Genomic DNA, 17241 nt, shown 5'->3' with positions numbered 1-17241 from the left:
TCCTCAAATGTGTTGACGTCAACAGTGAGCGGTAACAGAAGCCTAGAGAACGCCCTCTCTCCCGTCAACCGCGAGTCACGCCGCGTCTGCCGTCGTCGAGATCACGTGCAGTCGACGAGTGCACGACGTATCGACGCGGAGAAGCCGTGCACTCGGCGAGAAGCCGTGCACTCGGCGAGAGCGAGCGCCGCGCGGGGGCAGCCGCGCGGGGGCTCAGGCGCGCGGGGCGGCCGTGGAGGCGCGCACCTGCAGCTCGGGCTGGATCAGCTCGCGAGCTTCGGTCTCGGCACCCTCGATCGCCGCGAGCAGCTCGCCGATCACGACCTTGCCGAGCAGGGTGAAGTCCTGGCGGACAGTGGTGAGCGGGGGCAGGTAGTGCCTCGCGTCGGGCGCATCGTCGAATCCGACGACGCTGACGTCGTCGGGCACGCGGATGCCGCGCTCAGCGAAGCCGTGCAGGAGCCCGAGCGCCATCTGGTCGTTCGCGACGAACACGGCGGTCGCGTCGCCGAGGTCGAGCGTCTGCCCGAATGCGTAGCCCGAATCGGACGACCAATCGCCGATCACGGGAGCGACGACGGGGAGGCCCTCTTCTTCGAGAGCGGCGCGCCAGGCTTCGGTGCGCGCCTTGGCGTCGAACCAGTCCGGAGGCCCGGCGACGTGCAGGATCTTGCGGTGGCCGAGGTCGATGAGATGGCGCACGGCGGCGGTCGCGCCGGCGCGCTGGTCGACGGATGCCGTGTGCATCTGCTCGTCGGGCTCTTCCTTGACGACGAGCGTGGGCAGCCCGATCGCCTGCTGGCGGAGCAGATCGAGCGACGAGGCTCGAGGCGCGATCACGCACAGGGCATCGACACCCTGCGTGAGAAGCTCCATGACGCCCGCGTCGACGCGGCGGTCCTCGGCCTCCCCCGCCGAGAAGCTGCTCACCGCGTAGCCGTTCTCGCGGGCGGCGACCTCGATGGCCCTGAGCACGCTGTTCGGGCCGAAGAAGCCCGGATTGTCGACGATCGCTCCGATGCGCATGGTGCGGTTGGTGGCGAGGGCGCGGGCGATCGAGCTGCGCGTATAGCTCATCTCGTCGATGGCCTTCATGACCTTGTCACGGGTGGAGGCGCGGATGTTCGGATGCCCGTTCAGCACACGCGACACCGTCATGTGCGAGACGCCCGCACGATCGGCGACGTCGTAGATGCTGGGCTTACGGGGCCCGCCCGCGGGGGCGACCGAGTCGGTGGTCATGCTTGCCCCCTCCGCGCTACGACCGTGAACGGTACAACGATAGTGCGCAGAGGACTTCTGGCCTGGATGCCGGCCGCGAACCGTGTCCGCGGCCGGCATCCGCTCGTTCTCAGTCGACCATGCGGAACGTCGCGTCTGCGCGGTCGCCATCGGTGAGGATCGGGTCGACCCACGCCTGGTAGTTGCGGTGGCGGAGGTGCCGATCGGGATAGTTGTGCGAGCGGAACGACGTCATCATCGAGTGCGCGAGGCCCGCCACCGGCACGAAGCTCGCGTCGGCCGCGAACAGGCTCGTGCCGTCGTCCGCCTGCTGCACGACACGGAAGGCGCTGTGACGCAGGTAGCTGCCCGGCTGATCGACCGACTCGAACGACACCCGCCCTCCCGAGGAATCGGCCCTGCCCGGCACGACCCGGAAGCGCGAGAGCGCGAGAGGAGGCGCCGAGGTGAGCGCGACGCTCGTCCCCGATGCCGAAAGGTAATGCTCGGGATGCGTGAACGCCTGCAGCCTCGAGATCCGGCCGCCGGGCGACGCGGCGGCGGCGGTGAGCGTGCCGAAGCCGAGCTGGTCGTACCCGCCGGAGGTCTGGCCGTAGTCTCCACCACCGCCCTCGGCGCGCACTGCGGCCACCATCTGCTCCGTCCAGGGTGCGCTCAGCCCGCGCCTGCCCGAATAGTGCCCGAGGATGAGCTCCCACACGGGCCGGAGCTGGCCCCGCGAATTGTCGCTGATGACAGTCTGGGTCTGCCAGCCCACGTGCGGCGCGGTGGTGTTCGGCCCCGACTGCCAGCTGTAGGGGGTGAAGGGCACGTCGTTGCCGAGGTTGTACTTCGCCACGTACTCCGACGCCTTCAGGAAGCGGTTGTCGTCGGCGCCCCACAGGTCGATGCCCTGGTTCCACGCCATCTCGCAGATCGCGCCCATGAGTCCGATGCCCATGACCGTGTGGCCCTGGTCACGCCCGCTCTCCTGCCACTGTGCAAGCCCCTCGCTGTCGTAGACGAAAGGCACCGCATGGGCGAGGGAACCGTTGCCGGCGCCGTTATGGAAGTAGTCCACTGCACGGTCGACGAGATCGTCCCGGTCGGCGAAGATGCCGATCGCGAGCACGGATGCCATGGTGCAGAGATCCCAGTTGGCCCAGTAGTTCGTGATCACCGCGTTGTTGTGGAAGGTGAGGAACTGCTCGTTCATCGGATAGAAGATGTTCAGCAGCATGTCGCGGAACGGCGTGTACTGGAAGTCGCCTCTGTCGCGGACGAGCTCTGCGGCGTTCGCGAACTGGTAGCCGTAGATCCCCGCGGCGAGGAACCGATCCGCGTTGCCTCCGATCGAGGCCAGGCTCGACGACCACGCGTTGAGGATGCGGACGGCCGCCGCACCATGCTCCTCGATCCCTGTCGCCTGCCAGCGCAGGGCGTTCTGATACGCGGCGTGGACGTCGTAGACCATCTGCATGTAGTTCTGACCAGTGCCGCCGCGCAGCACGTCGGCGAGCGGGCGAGGCATCCATCCCGCGTTCGCGCGCCCGTTGGCTGCCAGCCTCTCGAACCCGGCGTACCAGGGCTGCGCCTGCGCCCCCACGCGCGTCGAGATGTCGGACAGATCGGATGCCGTGTGCAGCAGTCCCGGATGCGCGTACGACGACGGCTGCAGCGCCGTGTAGGCGAGGTGCGGGCGCCCTGCCCCGGTCGCCCCGATCGCCGCGGATGAGTTCACGGCGTCGAGCGCCGCACCTCCCAGGGCCACGGCCGTCGCGGACAGCGCCACCCTTGCGAGCAGGCCGCGCCTGGTGAATCCCTCGTCCCGCACAACGGGTCTCGTCGACTCCGACTCCATCGTCTTCCTCTCTGTCGAGAGCGGGGCCCCTTCGCCTCGCCCTGCTGCGGTCCGCCGCACTCGGCGGCATCCGTCGTGCTCCCCGCGCTCCGGTCAGCGGCAGACCGTCGCCGCGTAGGCCGCGGTGATCTCCGACGTCACCGGGTTCCCGCCGATGACGCCCGTGACGGTGACGGTCACCTCGCCCGCCGAGACGGCGGCCGACCGGGTCGAGACCGACAGGGTCTTCGCGGCGTCAATCCCCGTGGCGCGCACCGTTCCGTATGAAGAGGTGACGACCGCGTCGATCGGCACGCCAGAGGTGTTCTCGATCTTCACCGGCAGCACGACCTTGCCCGCGACGCAGCGCGGCAGCACGGTCGCCGTGACCGACAGCGCCGGTCCGCCGGCCTCGACCGTGACCGTGGTCGTGACCGTCCGGTTCTCAGGAGCGAGCCACTCGGCATCCGTCATGTCGAGGATGGGGCTGCCGTCCTGCCGGAAGTACACCATCCTGGCACCCGAATCGCGTGTGCCGTTCGCGGTGAGCTTGGCGTGGAAGATGTTGATCAGATTGCCGTCGTCGTCGTAGGTGTACGAGTTGTGGCCGGGGCCCCAGTTGTCCGTCACCGGACCTTCGAAGTGCCAGATCGGGTAGTTGCGCATGGTCCACGAGCCGGCGTCCAGCAGCTCTGCACCGGCATCGGCCGTCATGAGCCCGACCGCGTAGGTCGAGTCGACGCCCGAGCCCGAGAACGTGATCATGATCTTGCCGTCGCGCTGGATCACGAAAGGCCCCTCGACGACGGGGGTCGTGTTGTCGGACCAGCTGCGATCGGGGTACGCGATCGTCGACCGAGTGCCGTCCAGCCTCCAGGCGCCCGTCGTCGACGGGATGATCTTGGAGATCTTGAGCACGGCGGGGCCGGATCCGGATGCGGGGACCTTGCGCTCCGACCACACCGCGTACTGCACACCCGCGTCCTCGAAGGTGGTCATGTCGAGCGTGATGCCCGTGCCGTACTGCGTGAGCGGCTGTCCCTGCGCGTCGACCACGCGCTGCGGAGCCTCCCAGTCGGCGCGCACGAGCGGGTCTCCGCCCGGCCTCAGCCGCATCGTGTACGACTGCACGCCGTTCCACGCGTTGACGTTGTTCGCGTTCGCGGCGAACAGGATGTACAGGTCGCCTCCCACCTCGTGGAACTCCGGCGCCCACAGCTGCGACCCCACGGGTGCGGCACCGGAGAGGCCGATACCGAGGATGCGGTTGTCCGGTGCGGTGGCCAGGCCCTCGATCGTGTCGGCCTGCCGCACGAAGAACTCGTCCTGACCGTTGTCGTCGGTGGCGATGTACATCCACGTCTTCGAGCCGTCGGGGCGGGTGTACCGCAGCACGTGCGGATCCGCGCGACGCGAGACCAGCGGGAACACGGTCTTCTGCTGCTGCAGTGTCCCGGTCACCTGATACGTGCCCGGTGCCGAGAGGTCGACGCTCGAGGTGTCCCACGCGACGCGGAAGTCGTGCGTGCCGCCGTCGGAGTAGTCGGCCGTGACCTTCTCCGGCAGCTCGAGCGTCGAGCCCGCCTCCACGGTCACGTCCTCGGGCTGCTGCAGCGCGGTGTTGTGCACGCGCCCGAGCAGCGCATCGGTGCGCTCGGCCTCGGCAGGGGTGAGCGGCACGATCGACGCGGTCTCGGCGTAGGCCACGCCGATGGTTCCCGCGCGCCCTGCCGGGTGCGCGCCCGCGCCGAGCGGCGTGACGGTCGTGAAGTCGGTCGTCGATCCGCTGTACGCACTGCCTGCCGCATCCGACCACACCACGCGATAGGCGTCGATCCGCTCATCCCACTCCGCAGAGACGCGCCCCGTCGTCGCGGGGCCGGGGAGCGCGAGCGCGCCCCGGTCATCCCAGTTCGCGAGGTCGGTCGAGGTGAACAGGAGCGCGCCGCCGTCATCGCTCGCGGCGCCGCCTGCTGCGGTGACGCGGCGGGCGATCAGGCCGAAGCCCTGGTCGCCCTCGAGCCGGAACAGGTACGGCTGCCCGAGGTAGCGCTTGGTGCCGTTGAGATCCTCCGTCATGCCGGTGACCTGCGCGAACACCACGGCTCCGCCGCCGTTGAGCGCGGCGTAGGCGCCGCCGCTCCGGGAGAGCGCGAGGTGCGCGGCGCGCGTGACGTCGACATCGTCGCCGCCGCGCGTGGTCTTCGAGGTCGTGTAGCTCGCGAGGCGATCGGCACCGGCCGTGACGCGCACCTCGAGCTGCACCGTCGCGGTGTCGGGCGCTGTCCCGATCACCGCCTCGAGAGTCGCAGGCGAGAGAGCGTCGGCCGGGGCTGAGGCGATCGCACCGTCGACGACGGCGCCGGCGCCCGATGCGTGCGACCAGCTCACGGACAGTCCGCTCGCGGTGGCCGGCAGCACGTAGCCGTTCTCGAGCACCGAGGGCAGCACGAGCATCGCGGCGGCCTTGGCCGCGCGCTCGGCCGCACTCGGCACCTTGAGCACCGTCACATCGAAGGTCCTGCTCGCGGTGGCGCCGCGCGTGGCCGCGGTGGCGGTCAGCGTGACCCGGGTGTCGGCCGCGGGCTGCACGACCGTACCGTCCGCCGCGACGATCCCTGGCTGCGACGAGCTCCAGGTCACGCCGCCCGCCGTGGGCAGCACGAGGTTCGTCTCCACGGCGTCGAGCCTCTGCGCGTTGACGGCGGCGAGGTCGAGAGCGGCCGCTGTCTCGGCGGCCACCGACTGCGCATCGGTCGCGGCGATCTCGGCGAGGGTCGCGGCCGGCAGGGCCTCCTCGTACACGCGGAACTCCGACACCGCGCCCTGGTACAGGCTGTCTCCGGCGTAGGCGCTCTTTCCGATGTAGTTCATGGTGTGCGTCACCAGATCGCTCAGATGCACGGTCGAATCGCTCTTGACCGCCACCTGGGTGCCGTCGATGAACAGCCGGAGGGTCGAGGTCGTACCGCCGGCGTTCTTCTCGATGGTCGCGGCCACGGACTGCGACCGTCCCTCCACCAGCTTCGTCGCCGAGGTGACCGTCTGCTCTCCCGACCAGTTGGTCTTCGAGATGGCGAGGCGAGGCGCGACCGGCTGGATGAAGAACTGCCCGGTCGAGGCGTCACCGGAGCCGCCGAAGTTCCACAGGAACTTGGCTCCGCTGAGCGCCTGCGGGGTGGTCTCGATCACGACGGTCGCCGCGCTCTTCCCGGCGAGCAGGTCGTTCGGCAGCTGCACGTGGTTCGCGCCGGTGAACTGCATGGCGCCGTTCCGCCACGCGGCGCCGCCCACGACCGCCGCGTCGCGGTGCGCCGCGCTCGCGTCGTGCAGCACTGTGCCGTCCGACTCCGAGAAGTCGTACCGCGCGAGCAGCGAGGCGGGTTCGGTGAGCGCGGCGGGCCGCACGACCGCTGCGCCCGCAGCGGCCGGAGTCAGCACCGCGAGGCATCCGGCGAGCAGGGCGCCGGTGAGGGTCTTCGCGAATCTCATGCTCCTGATCTCCTTCTCAGCCGCAGGTGCGGGCGTCGTAGAACGTGCTTGCGGAATACGAGGCGTCGCTCGCGGAGCCTTCGACGGAGACGGATGCCGCGGCGACCGCGCCCTGCCGTGTCGACACGGTCTGCGTGACGGTCTTGCCCGGCTGGACGCCCGTGACCGTCTTGCTGCCGAAGGGCGTCGTGATGACGACATCGGCGGCGCGACTGTCGGCGTTCGTGACCGAGACGGCGAGGGCGACCTTGCCTGCCACGCAGCGCGTCGTGACGGCCGTGCTGATCTTCAGGTCGGGGTCGGTGCCGACGCCGGCGAAGTGGAACATCACGCGCTGATACTCCTCCGCGGTGATCGGGACGATGCCGCCGTGGCGCTTCTTGATCGCGCCGAGGTTGATGTCGGTCGCCTTGCTCCACACGGAGCTCGACGTCGAGCCGATGTCGGTCGTGCGGAACGGGACGTATCCGCGCCCGGTGGCGTACTGGTCGGCGAGCAGGCCGTAGAGCTCAGAGGCTCCGGCGCGGTCGTCGTCGTTGTACTGGAAGAACTCGGGCCCCTCGAGGCAGGCTCCGGTGTAATTCGTGCCGCCGGCGCAGGTGCCGCTGCCGTTCAGGATCGACTGCAGCGTGCCGACGAGGACCCACTGCTGATCCGTGCCGGTGGTGGCAGGGAGCGCGGATGCCGTGGTCGCGGCGAGGTTCTTCGACTTCTCGATCGTGATCTCGCCGTCGCCCGAGGCCCGGTAGTACCAGTCGCCGACCTTGATCACGGTCGTGTCGATGATGGAGTGCTCTCGGTCGATCCACTTCACGGGCGTGGAGAAGGTGCGGAAGTCGCGGGTGGTCGACATGTAGATGTCGACGCTGTCGCCGAAGGCCGTGTTGCCGTCGGCGCGGGTGGCCCAGTAGACGTAGTACTGACCCGTCACCTCATCCCAGATCGCCTCGGGCGCCCAGGCCATGCCGGCGTTCGGGATCTCGCTCGCGACGTCGGCGAGCCGCGGCTCGCTCCAGTTCACGAGGTCGGTCGACTCCCAGATCACGAGCTCGGTCGAGCCGTCCTCCGTGGCGTGCGCGTTGCCCCACCCGCCGCGGTAGTAGATGCTCAGGTCGGTGGCGATCAGGTAGAACCGGTCGCCCTCCGGCGAGCGCACGAGGAACGGGTCGCGGACTCCGCCTTCACCCTGGCCTGCGTCGCGCTGTGTCGACAGCACCGGCGAGCCCGCAGGGCGGGTGTCGGTGAAGGTCTTGGCGTCGCGGCTGGTGGCGAAGTAGATCTGCTCGTCGGTCGCCGAGCCCTCGGTGCCGGTGAAGTGCGCGAAGAGGTAGTCGGTGGTCGCGGGCATGTCGTAGGCCTGGCGCACCACGAGCGGGATCTCTCGCGTCGCGGTCACGCCGTCGATGGTGGCGGTGGCCGTGAGCGTCACCTTGGCATCCCCGCCCTCGGGCCGGGTGACGATGCCGGGTGCCGTCTGCGCGGTGCCGGTCACGTCGACGATCGCGGGAGCGGAGCTCTGCCAGGTCACCGTGGAGCCGTAGCGGGATCCGGATGCCGGAAGCGCGATGTTCGAGCGGACGTCGTCTGCATCCGCGATCGTGATGGCGTCGAGATCGCGCTGCGCCTTCTCGGATGCCGCCGGGTCTTTGAGCACGGTGACCTGGAAGCTGCGCGGCGCACTCTGCACTCCGCGCACGGTGGAGACCGCGGTGAGGGTCACGACCGTGTCGGATGCCGGCGGCGTCACGGTGCCGTCGGCGGCGACGACGCCGGGGTGCGATGAGGTCCAGGTGACTCCGCCTGCCGTCGGCAGCGTGAGGTCGGTCTCGACGGCGTCGAGGCTCTGGGTGTTCGCGGCGGCGAGGTCGAGAGCGGCGATCGTCTCGGTCGCGGCGGCCGCGGCATCCGTCGCGGCGATGTCGACCAGCGTCGAGGCCGGCAGCGCCTCCTCGTAGACGCGGAAGGTCGACACCTTGCCCTGATACAGGGTGTCGGCGGGGTACGCGCTCTTTCCGATGTAGTTCGCCGTGTGCGTCAGCAGGTCGGTGAGATTGACGGTGGAATCGGTCTTCTCCGCCACCTGCGTGCCGTTGATGAACAGGCGCAGCGTCGAGGTGGTGCCGCCGGCGTTCTTCGCGATCGTCGCGGCGACCGACTGCCACTGCCCCTCGACGAGCTTCGTCGGCGACGTGACGCTCTGCTCACCCGACCAGTTCGTCTTGGTGATCGCCACGCGCGGCGCGACGGGCTGGATGAAGAGCTGCCCCTGACCGCTCGTCGGGCTGCTGGTGCCGCCGAAGTTCCACAGGAACTTCGCGCCAGTGAGGGCCTGCGGCGAGGTCTCGATCACGATCGTCGCGGCGCTGCGGCCCGCCAGCAGGTCGTTCGGCATCTGCACGTGGTTGGCGCCGGTGAACTGCATGTATCCGCTGTGCCAGGCCTCACCGCCGAAGACCGTGGCGTCGTTGCCGTGCGTGCTCGCATCGTGCACGACGGCCCCGCTCGCCTCGGAGAAGTCGTACAGCGCGAGCAGCGAAGACGGCTCCGCGGCATCCGCGGGCGACGGCGTGAACGCCGCCAATCCGGCGACCAGTACTGCTCCTGTCACTGCGGCGACCGACCTGCGGCCCCGACCTGTTCCGCGCATGCGACTCTCCTGTCGTTCCTGGTGATGGGTGATGGATCTGCGGGTCACTGGCATGACCGCGCCTCGTACGCCTGCTCGACGCTCGCCTCTGCGACCGCGACCGTCACTGTTCCCGCCGCGATGGCGGCGCTGCGGGTGCTGAACGAGGCCGAAGCGCTGCGCCCGTCGGCGAGCGCGGTGATCGTCTTCGCGCCGAAACCGCTGGTGACGACGGCATCCGCCGCCTGCCCCGTCTCATTGCCCACCGTGGCGACGATCGTCGCCTTGCCCGCCACGCACCGCACCTGCACCGACAGCCGCACGTCGACAGTCGCTCCGGGTATCGCCGCAGCCGTCGTCGTGAGCGGATTCGTGCGGGCGGGAGCGCTGCCGTCGTTGTTGCGCACGCCCGTCGCGGACTCGCCGATGCCGCGGGCCGAGATCGCGTGCCCGGCATCCGCCGCCGTCACGGTGTACTGCGCGCCTGCGGCGCCGGCGAGGGGCTCTCCGTCGCGGAGCCACGACCACGAGGTCGCGGCCCATCCCTCTCCGAAGCCCGCCGTCAGAGTCGAGCCGACGACGGGATCGCCCGCGAGCGACACGGTCGGGGTCGTCTCGGGCAGCACGCCCTCGTACGTCACGGGGATGCGCTGGATGAGCGGCACGGCGCCCGTCGCGATCTCGGCCGCGGTGGGTTGCGTGTAGGTGAGCCGGGCGACGCGCGTCTCGCGCTTGTTGCCGGTGGCGATCTGCTTGCCGTTGGTGAGGTCGACCAGTCGCGGGCGCATCTCGTCGGTGAGGAACGCGTGGTACGCGACGTACCAGTCGTCGGTGCCGGGCACCTGCAGCACCGAGTGGTGCGCGGTGCCGAGGATGCCCTTGGCGACGTCCTTGTTCAGGATCTCTCCCCGGTAGGTCCAGGGACCCGCCATGCTCGTCGCGGTCGCGTAGGCGACGCGGTAGTCGGGCGAGTTCGTGTCGTCGACCGAGTACGTGTAGTAGTACGTCCACGATCCGAGGTACTCGCGCGCGGTGATGTACGAGCCCTCGCGGTATCCGGTGATCGACTGCTGCACACGGGTCGCCGGATCGTAGCTGCGCATGTCGTCGTTCAGCTCGGCGTAGTTGATGCCGCTCTGCCCCCACGCGATGTACCACTTGCCGGTCTGCGGGTCGCGGAAGGTCGCCGGGTCGATGCTGTCGGCCACGACGCTGTCGGTGAGCCGGAATCCGCCGTCCGGACGGTCGGAGACCGCCACGTTCGTCTGCCCGTCTCCGGAGAAGTAGAGGTAGTACTTGCCGTCCCGCAGCGCCATGGCCGGCGCCCAGGCCTTCTTGGTGCGGTTCGGCAGGATGCTGCTGTCGGGGGCTCCGTCGAGATCCTGATCGCGGAGGTTCACGACGACGCCCTTGTCGGTCCAGGTGACCAGGTCGGTCGACTCGAACGCGTGGATCGTCCAGCCGCCCCACTCGGAGTAGCCGTCGGTGGTGGGGTAGATGTAGTACTTGCCGCCGTCGGCGAAGATCTCGGGATCGGCGAAGAACTTCATGCCCATGGCTCCCGTGGCGTCGGCCTGACCGGGGATGCGGATGGGCGTGACGAGGGTGTGCACGCGCACCTCGTAGGGCACCGTCGACCCGTCGGCCTTCGTGAGGGTGAGCCGCACCGGATCGCGGTAGTCGGAGATCTCGGATGCCGGGCCGCCGTCGGCGGCCGTGAGGGTCTCGCCGCTGTGCGTCAGGAAGTCGAAGCGCACGTCGGAGACGTCGCTGAGCTCGCCCGTGGCGCCGCCGCCCGGTGCCCAGTGGTCGAGCGTGATGTCGAGGATGCTCGTGCCAGCCTCGGTGCTCACCCGCTGGGTGAGGATCTGCTCGGTGTCCACGGCCTCCACGACACCGGAGCCGAGCAGGTCGGCGCGGTCGAGCGCGCGGTCCCAGATGGTGATGTCGTCGAAGGCGCCGTTGAAGTACGGATCGGCGGCGTACAGCGAACGGCCGAGGTACGCCGTGAGGTTCGTGCCCAGCTCGCTCATGCTCGTCTTCACGTCGGAGTTCGTCGCGACCGGCCTGCCGTTGTAGTAGACGACGATCTCAGTGGGAGACACGGTGAGCGTGACGTTGCCCCAGACGCCCTGCATCGAGCCGTCGAGCGTGGCCGATGCGCCGGATTCCTGCTGCCATGAGGCTTTCGTGATCCCGGCGTAGAGGTCCTGATAGCGCGTCCGCAGGAACAGGTACCTGTTCGAGTCCTGACCGACCGCGAAGGTGAAGAAGTTCCCGGTGGACGAGCGGTTCTTGTAGTTCATCGAGATCGTGAACTCGTCGCGGCCGTCGAACATGCCGACGGGGAACGCGGCGTGCTGCGTGCCGCCGCGCGTCGACAGCGCCTTGCTGCCGGTCGGCTTGTCGCCGTAGGTCTCGACGGCGGCTCCGCCTGCGAGGGTCAGGTCGTTGCCGTGCCCCGAGGTGTCGCGCGCGGTGCCGTCCTCGAAGTCGTAGGCGGCGATGATCTGAGGCTCGGGCTCCCCGGACTCGGCGACGGCGGGCGAGGCGAGGCAGAGGCCCGCGGCCGAGATCGCGGCGACGAGCAGAGCGGATGTCGTTCTCGATATGCGGGCATGCAGAAGCAACGCACTCTCCTTCGAGTGGTGGGCGGTATGCGGTTCCGGCGGAGGGTTCTCAGGTGGTCACGGGCGGCGTCGCGCCCTCCGGATGACGATCACCGCGCCTGCGGCGATCAGGACGACGGCGGCGATGATGAGCAGCACGGGCACGTCCATGCCTGTGGTCGCGAGGCCGCCGATCGGCGGCGCTGTGGGCAGCTGCGTGATGTCGACGTGGATCTGCACTCCACTCGAGCCGTCGGCGGCGGCATCCGCATCGGCGGCCACGTCGAACAGGGCGATCATCCGGTGACCTTCTCTCGAGTCGAGCCGGCGAGGGCTTCTTCACGACCGCGCTCCACGGCCTCGGAGATCAGCGCCTGCACGCGGCGGCGGGAGCGGATGCGGTTCCACAGCAGTGCGAGCACGAGGAGCGCAGCGCCCACGAGCAGTCCCAGCTGCGGCCATGGCATCGCCCACACGCTCAGGGAGGTGGTCGACGCCTCGACGGCGATCTTCTCGCCGTCGAGCGACGCTGCCGTGGGGGCGACCTTCAGGTCTCCGCCGAGCAGGAACAGCGGCCACACCTCGGCGAGCTGCAGCGAAAAGGTGCGGCTCTCTCCGGGGAGCAGCACCTGCGGGTGCTCGCCTTCGGCGGGGAAGGCGACCGTCTGACCGGCGATGTCCAGCGTGCCCACGGCATCCAGCCGCGTGTTGCCGGTGTTCTGCACGTCGAAGCTCACGGTGAGCCCGCCTGCTTCGAACGGGTTCGGATTGAGTCGGTAACCGGTCTGCACGTTCTGCACGGCGAAGGCCGGAGCGAGAGCACCGGCGACGCGGGTCAGCACCTTGACGCCGACGCGGCTCTCGACACCGACGCCGGCCGCGCCCGATTCGTCCTTCTTGACGGACAGGACGGATGCCGCGACTCCTGCTGCGTGATCGCCGGGCTCGGCGTCATCGGGAACCGTGATGGTGAAGGCGACGACCGCAGAGCCGCCCGCCGCGATCTCGACCTCTTCGGGGATCGTGATCCAGCTGCCGGAGTCGGTCGACTCCTTGTCAGAGGGGAGCATGTCGAAGCGCCCCGCCGCGGTGTAGAAGCCGTCCGCCGCCGAGAGCGAGAAGACGACGTCCCCCGCTCCGAGGTTGCGGACGATGATGTGCTCTTCGACGCTCTCGCCCGGGTCCAGCTCATGCTGGATCGAGACGCGGCCGTCCTCGCCCGTTTCGTCCGCCGGTGACACCGACCACGACACCGCATCGCTCGGCGCGTGGTCGGCGTGGGCGGCCGACGGAAGACCGAGCGCGCCGAGCACTGCCGCGAGAGCGGCGGCGCACACGGCGAGCGGTGCGGAGCGGGGGAATGTCATGGTGTCACCGGCAGACGAAGGGGGGTCATTCAGCGATCGCGTCTTCGAAGAGCGACAGCGTCAGGGTCGAGGTGTACGAGCCGGGAGCCACGTTCACCGGGGTCTTCAGCACGAGGTTCGCGTTCGCGGTCCACTGGCCCGAGGCAGCATGCGCCTCGGAGGAGTCGAGCGCGAGCGCGAGGAGCTCCTGGCCGACCAGGCCCACGCCGTTGGCGCCGCCGTCGATCGACGTGTCCACCACGTCGCCCGCGCTGACTTCGCCGTTGTTCTCGGTCACGACGTTCGGAGCCCAGCCGAGGTGGTCGGGGGTGATGGGCGCCTGGCCGGCGGTGCCGACGAAGTCGCTCGCCTGGCCGGTGACGTACCAGTACACGCCCGCCGGAACCTCATCACGGGTGTCGGTGACGGTGACGTTCGGCAGCGCGCCACTGAACTGACGGTATGTCGCCGTCGTGCCGCCCTCGGTCAGCGAGGTCTCGGTGCCGCCGACGGTGAGGCTGAGCGCCCCGTTCTCCGTGGGAGCGATGTCGACCTTGACGTCGACGTCGCCGGTGCCGTCCGGGTTCGGGAATTCAGCGAAGGCAGCGGTGCCGACGCCGGCGAGCATGAGCCCGCCCAGGATTCCGACCGCGCAGCGCGCAGCCATGCCCTTGTTCTTCATTGTGGTTTCTCCAGTTCCTCGGCCGGCGGGTACCGCGCCGAATCGACGATCAGCCTGGCGGCTGTCGAGTTCGCTTTCAGGCATCGGGCAGGAACTGCGTGGGCGCCCTTGCCCGGCGCACTCCCCCAGCGGAGTGCATCCGCTCCCCTCATTGTTAGCGGGAACAATCTCAGACTATGGGTCTCCCATCTGCTCGTCAAGTGCCAGATCTCAGCCGCAGACGATGGCGGGATACGGTGTCCTCACAGGTGTCGAGGCCCCGGCGGGAAGCACCGAGACCTCACCCGGGGAGACCGCCGCCGTGCGCGTGCCGAAGGTCGCCGAGGTGGACTTCCCGGCCGCGAGAGAGACGATCTCGCGACTGCCCGCGATGGTCGAGATCGAGGCCGATACGGGCGACGACCCGAGATTCTGCACGGTCACGACCAGAGCTGCTCTGCCCGCGACGCAGCGCGGAGACACCGTCGTCTTCACGGAGGGACCGGCCACCCGGACGGTGACGGTCACCGTCCGGTTCGCGGGTGCGACCTCCTGCTCGCTCGACAGCGAGAAGTCGAGCAGGCCGCTGGCGCGGACGTTGACCGCCTTGAACCACGTGTTGCGGTCAGGGTCGAAAAGACCGCCCGCCGCACTGCCGGTGTGCTGTTCAGGGTAGGGGCGCGCGTGGTACGCGAGCACGAGGTTGCCCCGTTCATCTACAGCGACCGAGTTGTGACCGGTGCCGGCATGGCCGACCCCTCCGATCCGCCCGTCTGCGGTGTCATTGGTCGTCAGCACCGGGAAGGCGACCTGCGTCCAGCTCTTCGGGTCCGTCAGGTTCGCCCCTTTCGCCGCGCGCAGCATGCCGAGGTCGTAGTACTTGTCGACCGTGCCGCCCGAGTAGGTGATGTACGTGTAGTCGCCGTGCTCGAACATGAACGGCGCCTCGACGATGCCCTGATCATTGCCCTCGTTCGTGTCGGAGGGCGTGGGTGCGGACTTGCCGTACTCCCAGGGCTGGCTGATCGAGTAGATCTGCGTGAGGCTGCCGTCGATGAGCGGCACCGTGCCCTTCGGCCCCATCTTCGCTTTCGCCACCCAGAGCTTGGCGCCGTTGGGCATGATCCAGTACCCCTGCGTGTGCCCGTTCTCCACGCGCTCGAGGTACGAGACGTCGAAGGCCGCGCCTTCGAGAACCGTGGGCTGCCCCCAGTTCGCCGGGTCGACCAGACCGCCCGCCTCGAGCGAGGCCTGATCGCCCGTGTAGGGGATGAGCACGGTGTTGTCGCACCATCCGCCCGTCGGCGCATAGCCCTTGTTCATGCCGGCGACGATCCACCACTGGCCGTTGATCTTGTGGAACTCCTGCGCCCAGATGTATCCGCCCCATCCGTAGAAGGTGTTCGGGTACTGCGCGCGGAGCCCCGGGGTGCCGGCATCCGGATCGATCACGATCTGCTCCGGCGCGTCTTTCAGGCCGTCGATCGTGGTGGCGCGCTTGAGGCCGATCTTGCGATAGGCGTTCGCGTCGATGAGCGCGGAGTCCGGAGCATCCGACGGAATCGAGTAGTGCGATCCCGTGAGGTACCAGTAGCCGTCGTCCTCGTTGAAGAACAGGTCGGGGTCGGCCCTGGCGTCGCTGACCATCTCCTGCGCTGTCTGCTGCACGACCCCCGTCACCCGGTGCTCCCCCGGTGCGCTCGTGTCGATCGCCGCGAGGGCGTCTTCGTCCCAGGCGACGCCGAGCTGCTTGGTCGAGCCGTCGTTGTAGTCCAGAGTGACGCTCTCGGGAAGGTCATCGGCCGACAGCGCGGCGCCTGCGGCGACCTCCACATCGGCAGGCTGCTCGACACCTGTGTTCTGCAGGTCTACGTAGTGGTCGTAGAACGTGGCGAATTCGTCGGCGGCGAGCGCGAATGCCGATGACTCCTGCGGGCCGACGGCGCGGACGTCGGCCGCGGTGGCCTCGGACGGGACGGCGGATGCCGTCAGGTCTGCGAGACGGGTGACCCTGCCCTCTCCCGTGAGCCGGTCGGTCCAGAACACCTTGTAGGCCGCGGATGCCGCGTCGAAGACGATACGCGGGTCGGTCACGATCGATCCGTCGGTCGCGACCTTGACCGCGCGCTGGTTCGTGAAGGTCGCGCCGTCAGCGCTGTCCCACACGTAGATCGAATCCGTGGCGTTGTTCTGCGAGGCGGCGACGGCGAGCGAGCCGTCTGCCCTGCGCAGCAGCGCGGGCGAGCCCATCTGCGCGTTGGGCTTGGCCGACTGCGTGCCGTCCCAGGCGACGTAGAGGATGGACTGCGCCCGATTGAGCGGCTCCCACGCCTGCGCACCCGCCGGCCGGGCCGAGACGTACAGCGCGTCGGCGCGCCGGTCGTCGTCGTAGGCCAGGGGATCGCTCTTGACACCGGCGATGACCGTGACGTCCTTCACCGAGGTCGAGATCTCACCGCCGACGGCGACGATCTCCGCATCTGCTGTCACCGGCGTCTCGACGCCGTCGATGTGCGCGGTCAGAGAGACCGCGACGCTGCCGGATGCAGGAAGGGTAACGGCTCCGTCTGCGGCGATGCTGTCGGCGCCCGCTCCGCTCGCCGTCCAGGTGACCGTCTTGCCGAGCACGCTCGACGGCAGGTCGCCGGTGATCTCGGCCGGGATCGCGAGGGCGGATGCCGGATGGCTCGCGGTCGGCACGACGCCCAGCTCTTCGGGGCTGAGCGCGCCGTCGTAGATCTTCAGATTGTCGATGAGACCTGCGAAGTACTCCCCCGCACCCCAGTTCGCCTTGCCGACCTGCAGGATGCCGCCGCTCGCGCCCAGGATGTCTGTGAGCTTCGGCCCGGTCGTGTTCACGACCATGCGCTGACCGTTCACGAACAGCTGCGCATCGGATCCGGAGATCACGAGGTCGACGTGCTTCCACGCGGTGTCGGACTTCGTCACGGACAGGTTCCCGGCGGTGTTGCGGCTGCCGCCGTTGTCGTAGCGCTCGACTGTGACGCCCGTGGTCTTGTCGAGGTAGCCCAGGTAGTGCTCGTTCCCGAACGTCTGGGCCGCCGTGTTCTCGGCCGCGAACACGGTCCAGCCGGTGTTCCCGGTCGCATCCGGCTTGCTGTCGTACGAGATCGTGACCGCATCGAGCCCTGCGAGCAGGGGCGTGCCGTCCTTCTTCTTCACATCCAGCCAGAAGGCGCTGCCGAGCCGTGCGGCGTTGCCGGTCGGGCCGGGCACGACCGTCGCGGTCCCGTGCGTCGTGGCGAGGGCCGCGCCGCCGTCGAAGGTCGCGCCGGCCGCCTCGAATCCGAAATCGGCCAGCAGCCCGGGCGTCTCAGGCGCTGCCGACGCGGGCGACGGCGTCGCGAACGCCGCGCACAGCGCCACCGCTGCGATCCCTCCGAGCAGGCGGGTCGTGCTTCTCATGTCTCTCCTCATCGAGATGG

Annotated in this window: 9 protein-coding genes; all 9 read right to left on the bottom strand. The window is 69.2% G+C overall.

Annotated elements, in window-relative coordinates; all coding sequences use genetic code 11:
- Positions 1 to 213 precede the first annotated feature (213 nt).
- Positions 214 to 1242, bottom strand: a complete 1029-nt coding sequence (locus RS84_RS04275) for a LacI family DNA-binding transcriptional regulator (RefSeq protein ID WP_045256519.1) — start codon at positions 1240 to 1242, stop codon at positions 214 to 216.
- A gap of 109 nt (positions 1243 to 1351) precedes the next feature.
- The gene (locus tag RS84_RS04270; RefSeq protein ID WP_160298159.1) at positions 1352 to 3082 is read right to left on the bottom strand and encodes an AbfB domain-containing protein; all 1731 of its coding nucleotides are present in this window, start codon (positions 3080 to 3082) and stop codon (positions 1352 to 1354) included.
- Between the two features lie 93 nt (positions 3083 to 3175).
- The gene (locus tag RS84_RS04265) at positions 3176 to 6553 is read right to left on the bottom strand and encodes a family 43 glycosylhydrolase (RefSeq protein WP_045256518.1); all 3378 of its coding nucleotides are present in this window, start codon (positions 6551 to 6553) and stop codon (positions 3176 to 3178) included.
- A 16-nt stretch (positions 6554 to 6569) separates the two neighbouring features.
- Positions 6570 to 9200, bottom strand: a complete 2631-nt coding sequence (locus RS84_RS04260) for an immunoglobulin-like domain-containing protein (RefSeq protein WP_160298158.1) — start codon at positions 9198 to 9200, stop codon at positions 6570 to 6572.
- A gap of 44 nt (positions 9201 to 9244) precedes the next feature.
- Positions 9245 to 11809, bottom strand: coding sequence for a family 43 glycosylhydrolase (locus RS84_RS18585; RefSeq protein WP_052676208.1), 2565 nt, complete (start codon positions 11807 to 11809; stop codon positions 9245 to 9247).
- 57 nt (positions 11810 to 11866) lie between these two features.
- Entirely contained in the window at positions 11867 to 12088 is a 222-nt protein-coding gene (locus tag RS84_RS04245) for an LPXTG cell wall anchor domain-containing protein (protein ID WP_045256515.1), read from the bottom strand.
- Positions 12085 to 13155 carry a hypothetical protein gene (locus RS84_RS04240; protein WP_045256514.1) on the bottom strand — a complete coding sequence of 357 codons (1071 nt, stop codon included), beginning with the start codon at positions 13153 to 13155 and terminating at the stop codon, positions 12085 to 12087. The genes RS84_RS04245 and RS84_RS04240 overlap by 4 nt, the downstream gene beginning before the upstream one ends.
- Before the next feature lie 25 nt (positions 13156 to 13180).
- Positions 13181 to 13816, bottom strand: coding sequence for a hypothetical protein (locus RS84_RS04235; protein WP_052676207.1), 636 nt, complete (start codon positions 13814 to 13816; stop codon positions 13181 to 13183).
- Positions 13817 to 14026: 210 nt separating this feature from the next.
- A complete protein-coding gene (locus tag RS84_RS04230) occupies positions 14027 to 17221 on the bottom strand; it encodes a LamG-like jellyroll fold domain-containing protein (protein ID WP_052676206.1) in 3195 nt (1064 codons plus the stop codon).
- Positions 17222 to 17241 lie beyond the last annotated feature (20 nt).

Origin of the sequence: Microbacterium hydrocarbonoxydans (assembly GCF_000956475.1) — a bacterium.
In the GTDB taxonomy this organism is placed as follows: domain Bacteria; phylum Actinomycetota; class Actinomycetes; order Actinomycetales; family Microbacteriaceae; genus Microbacterium; species Microbacterium hydrocarbonoxydans_A.
The sequence above is the reverse complement of the archived record's forward strand: the minus strand, read 5'-3'. Positions and strand labels throughout refer to the sequence as shown.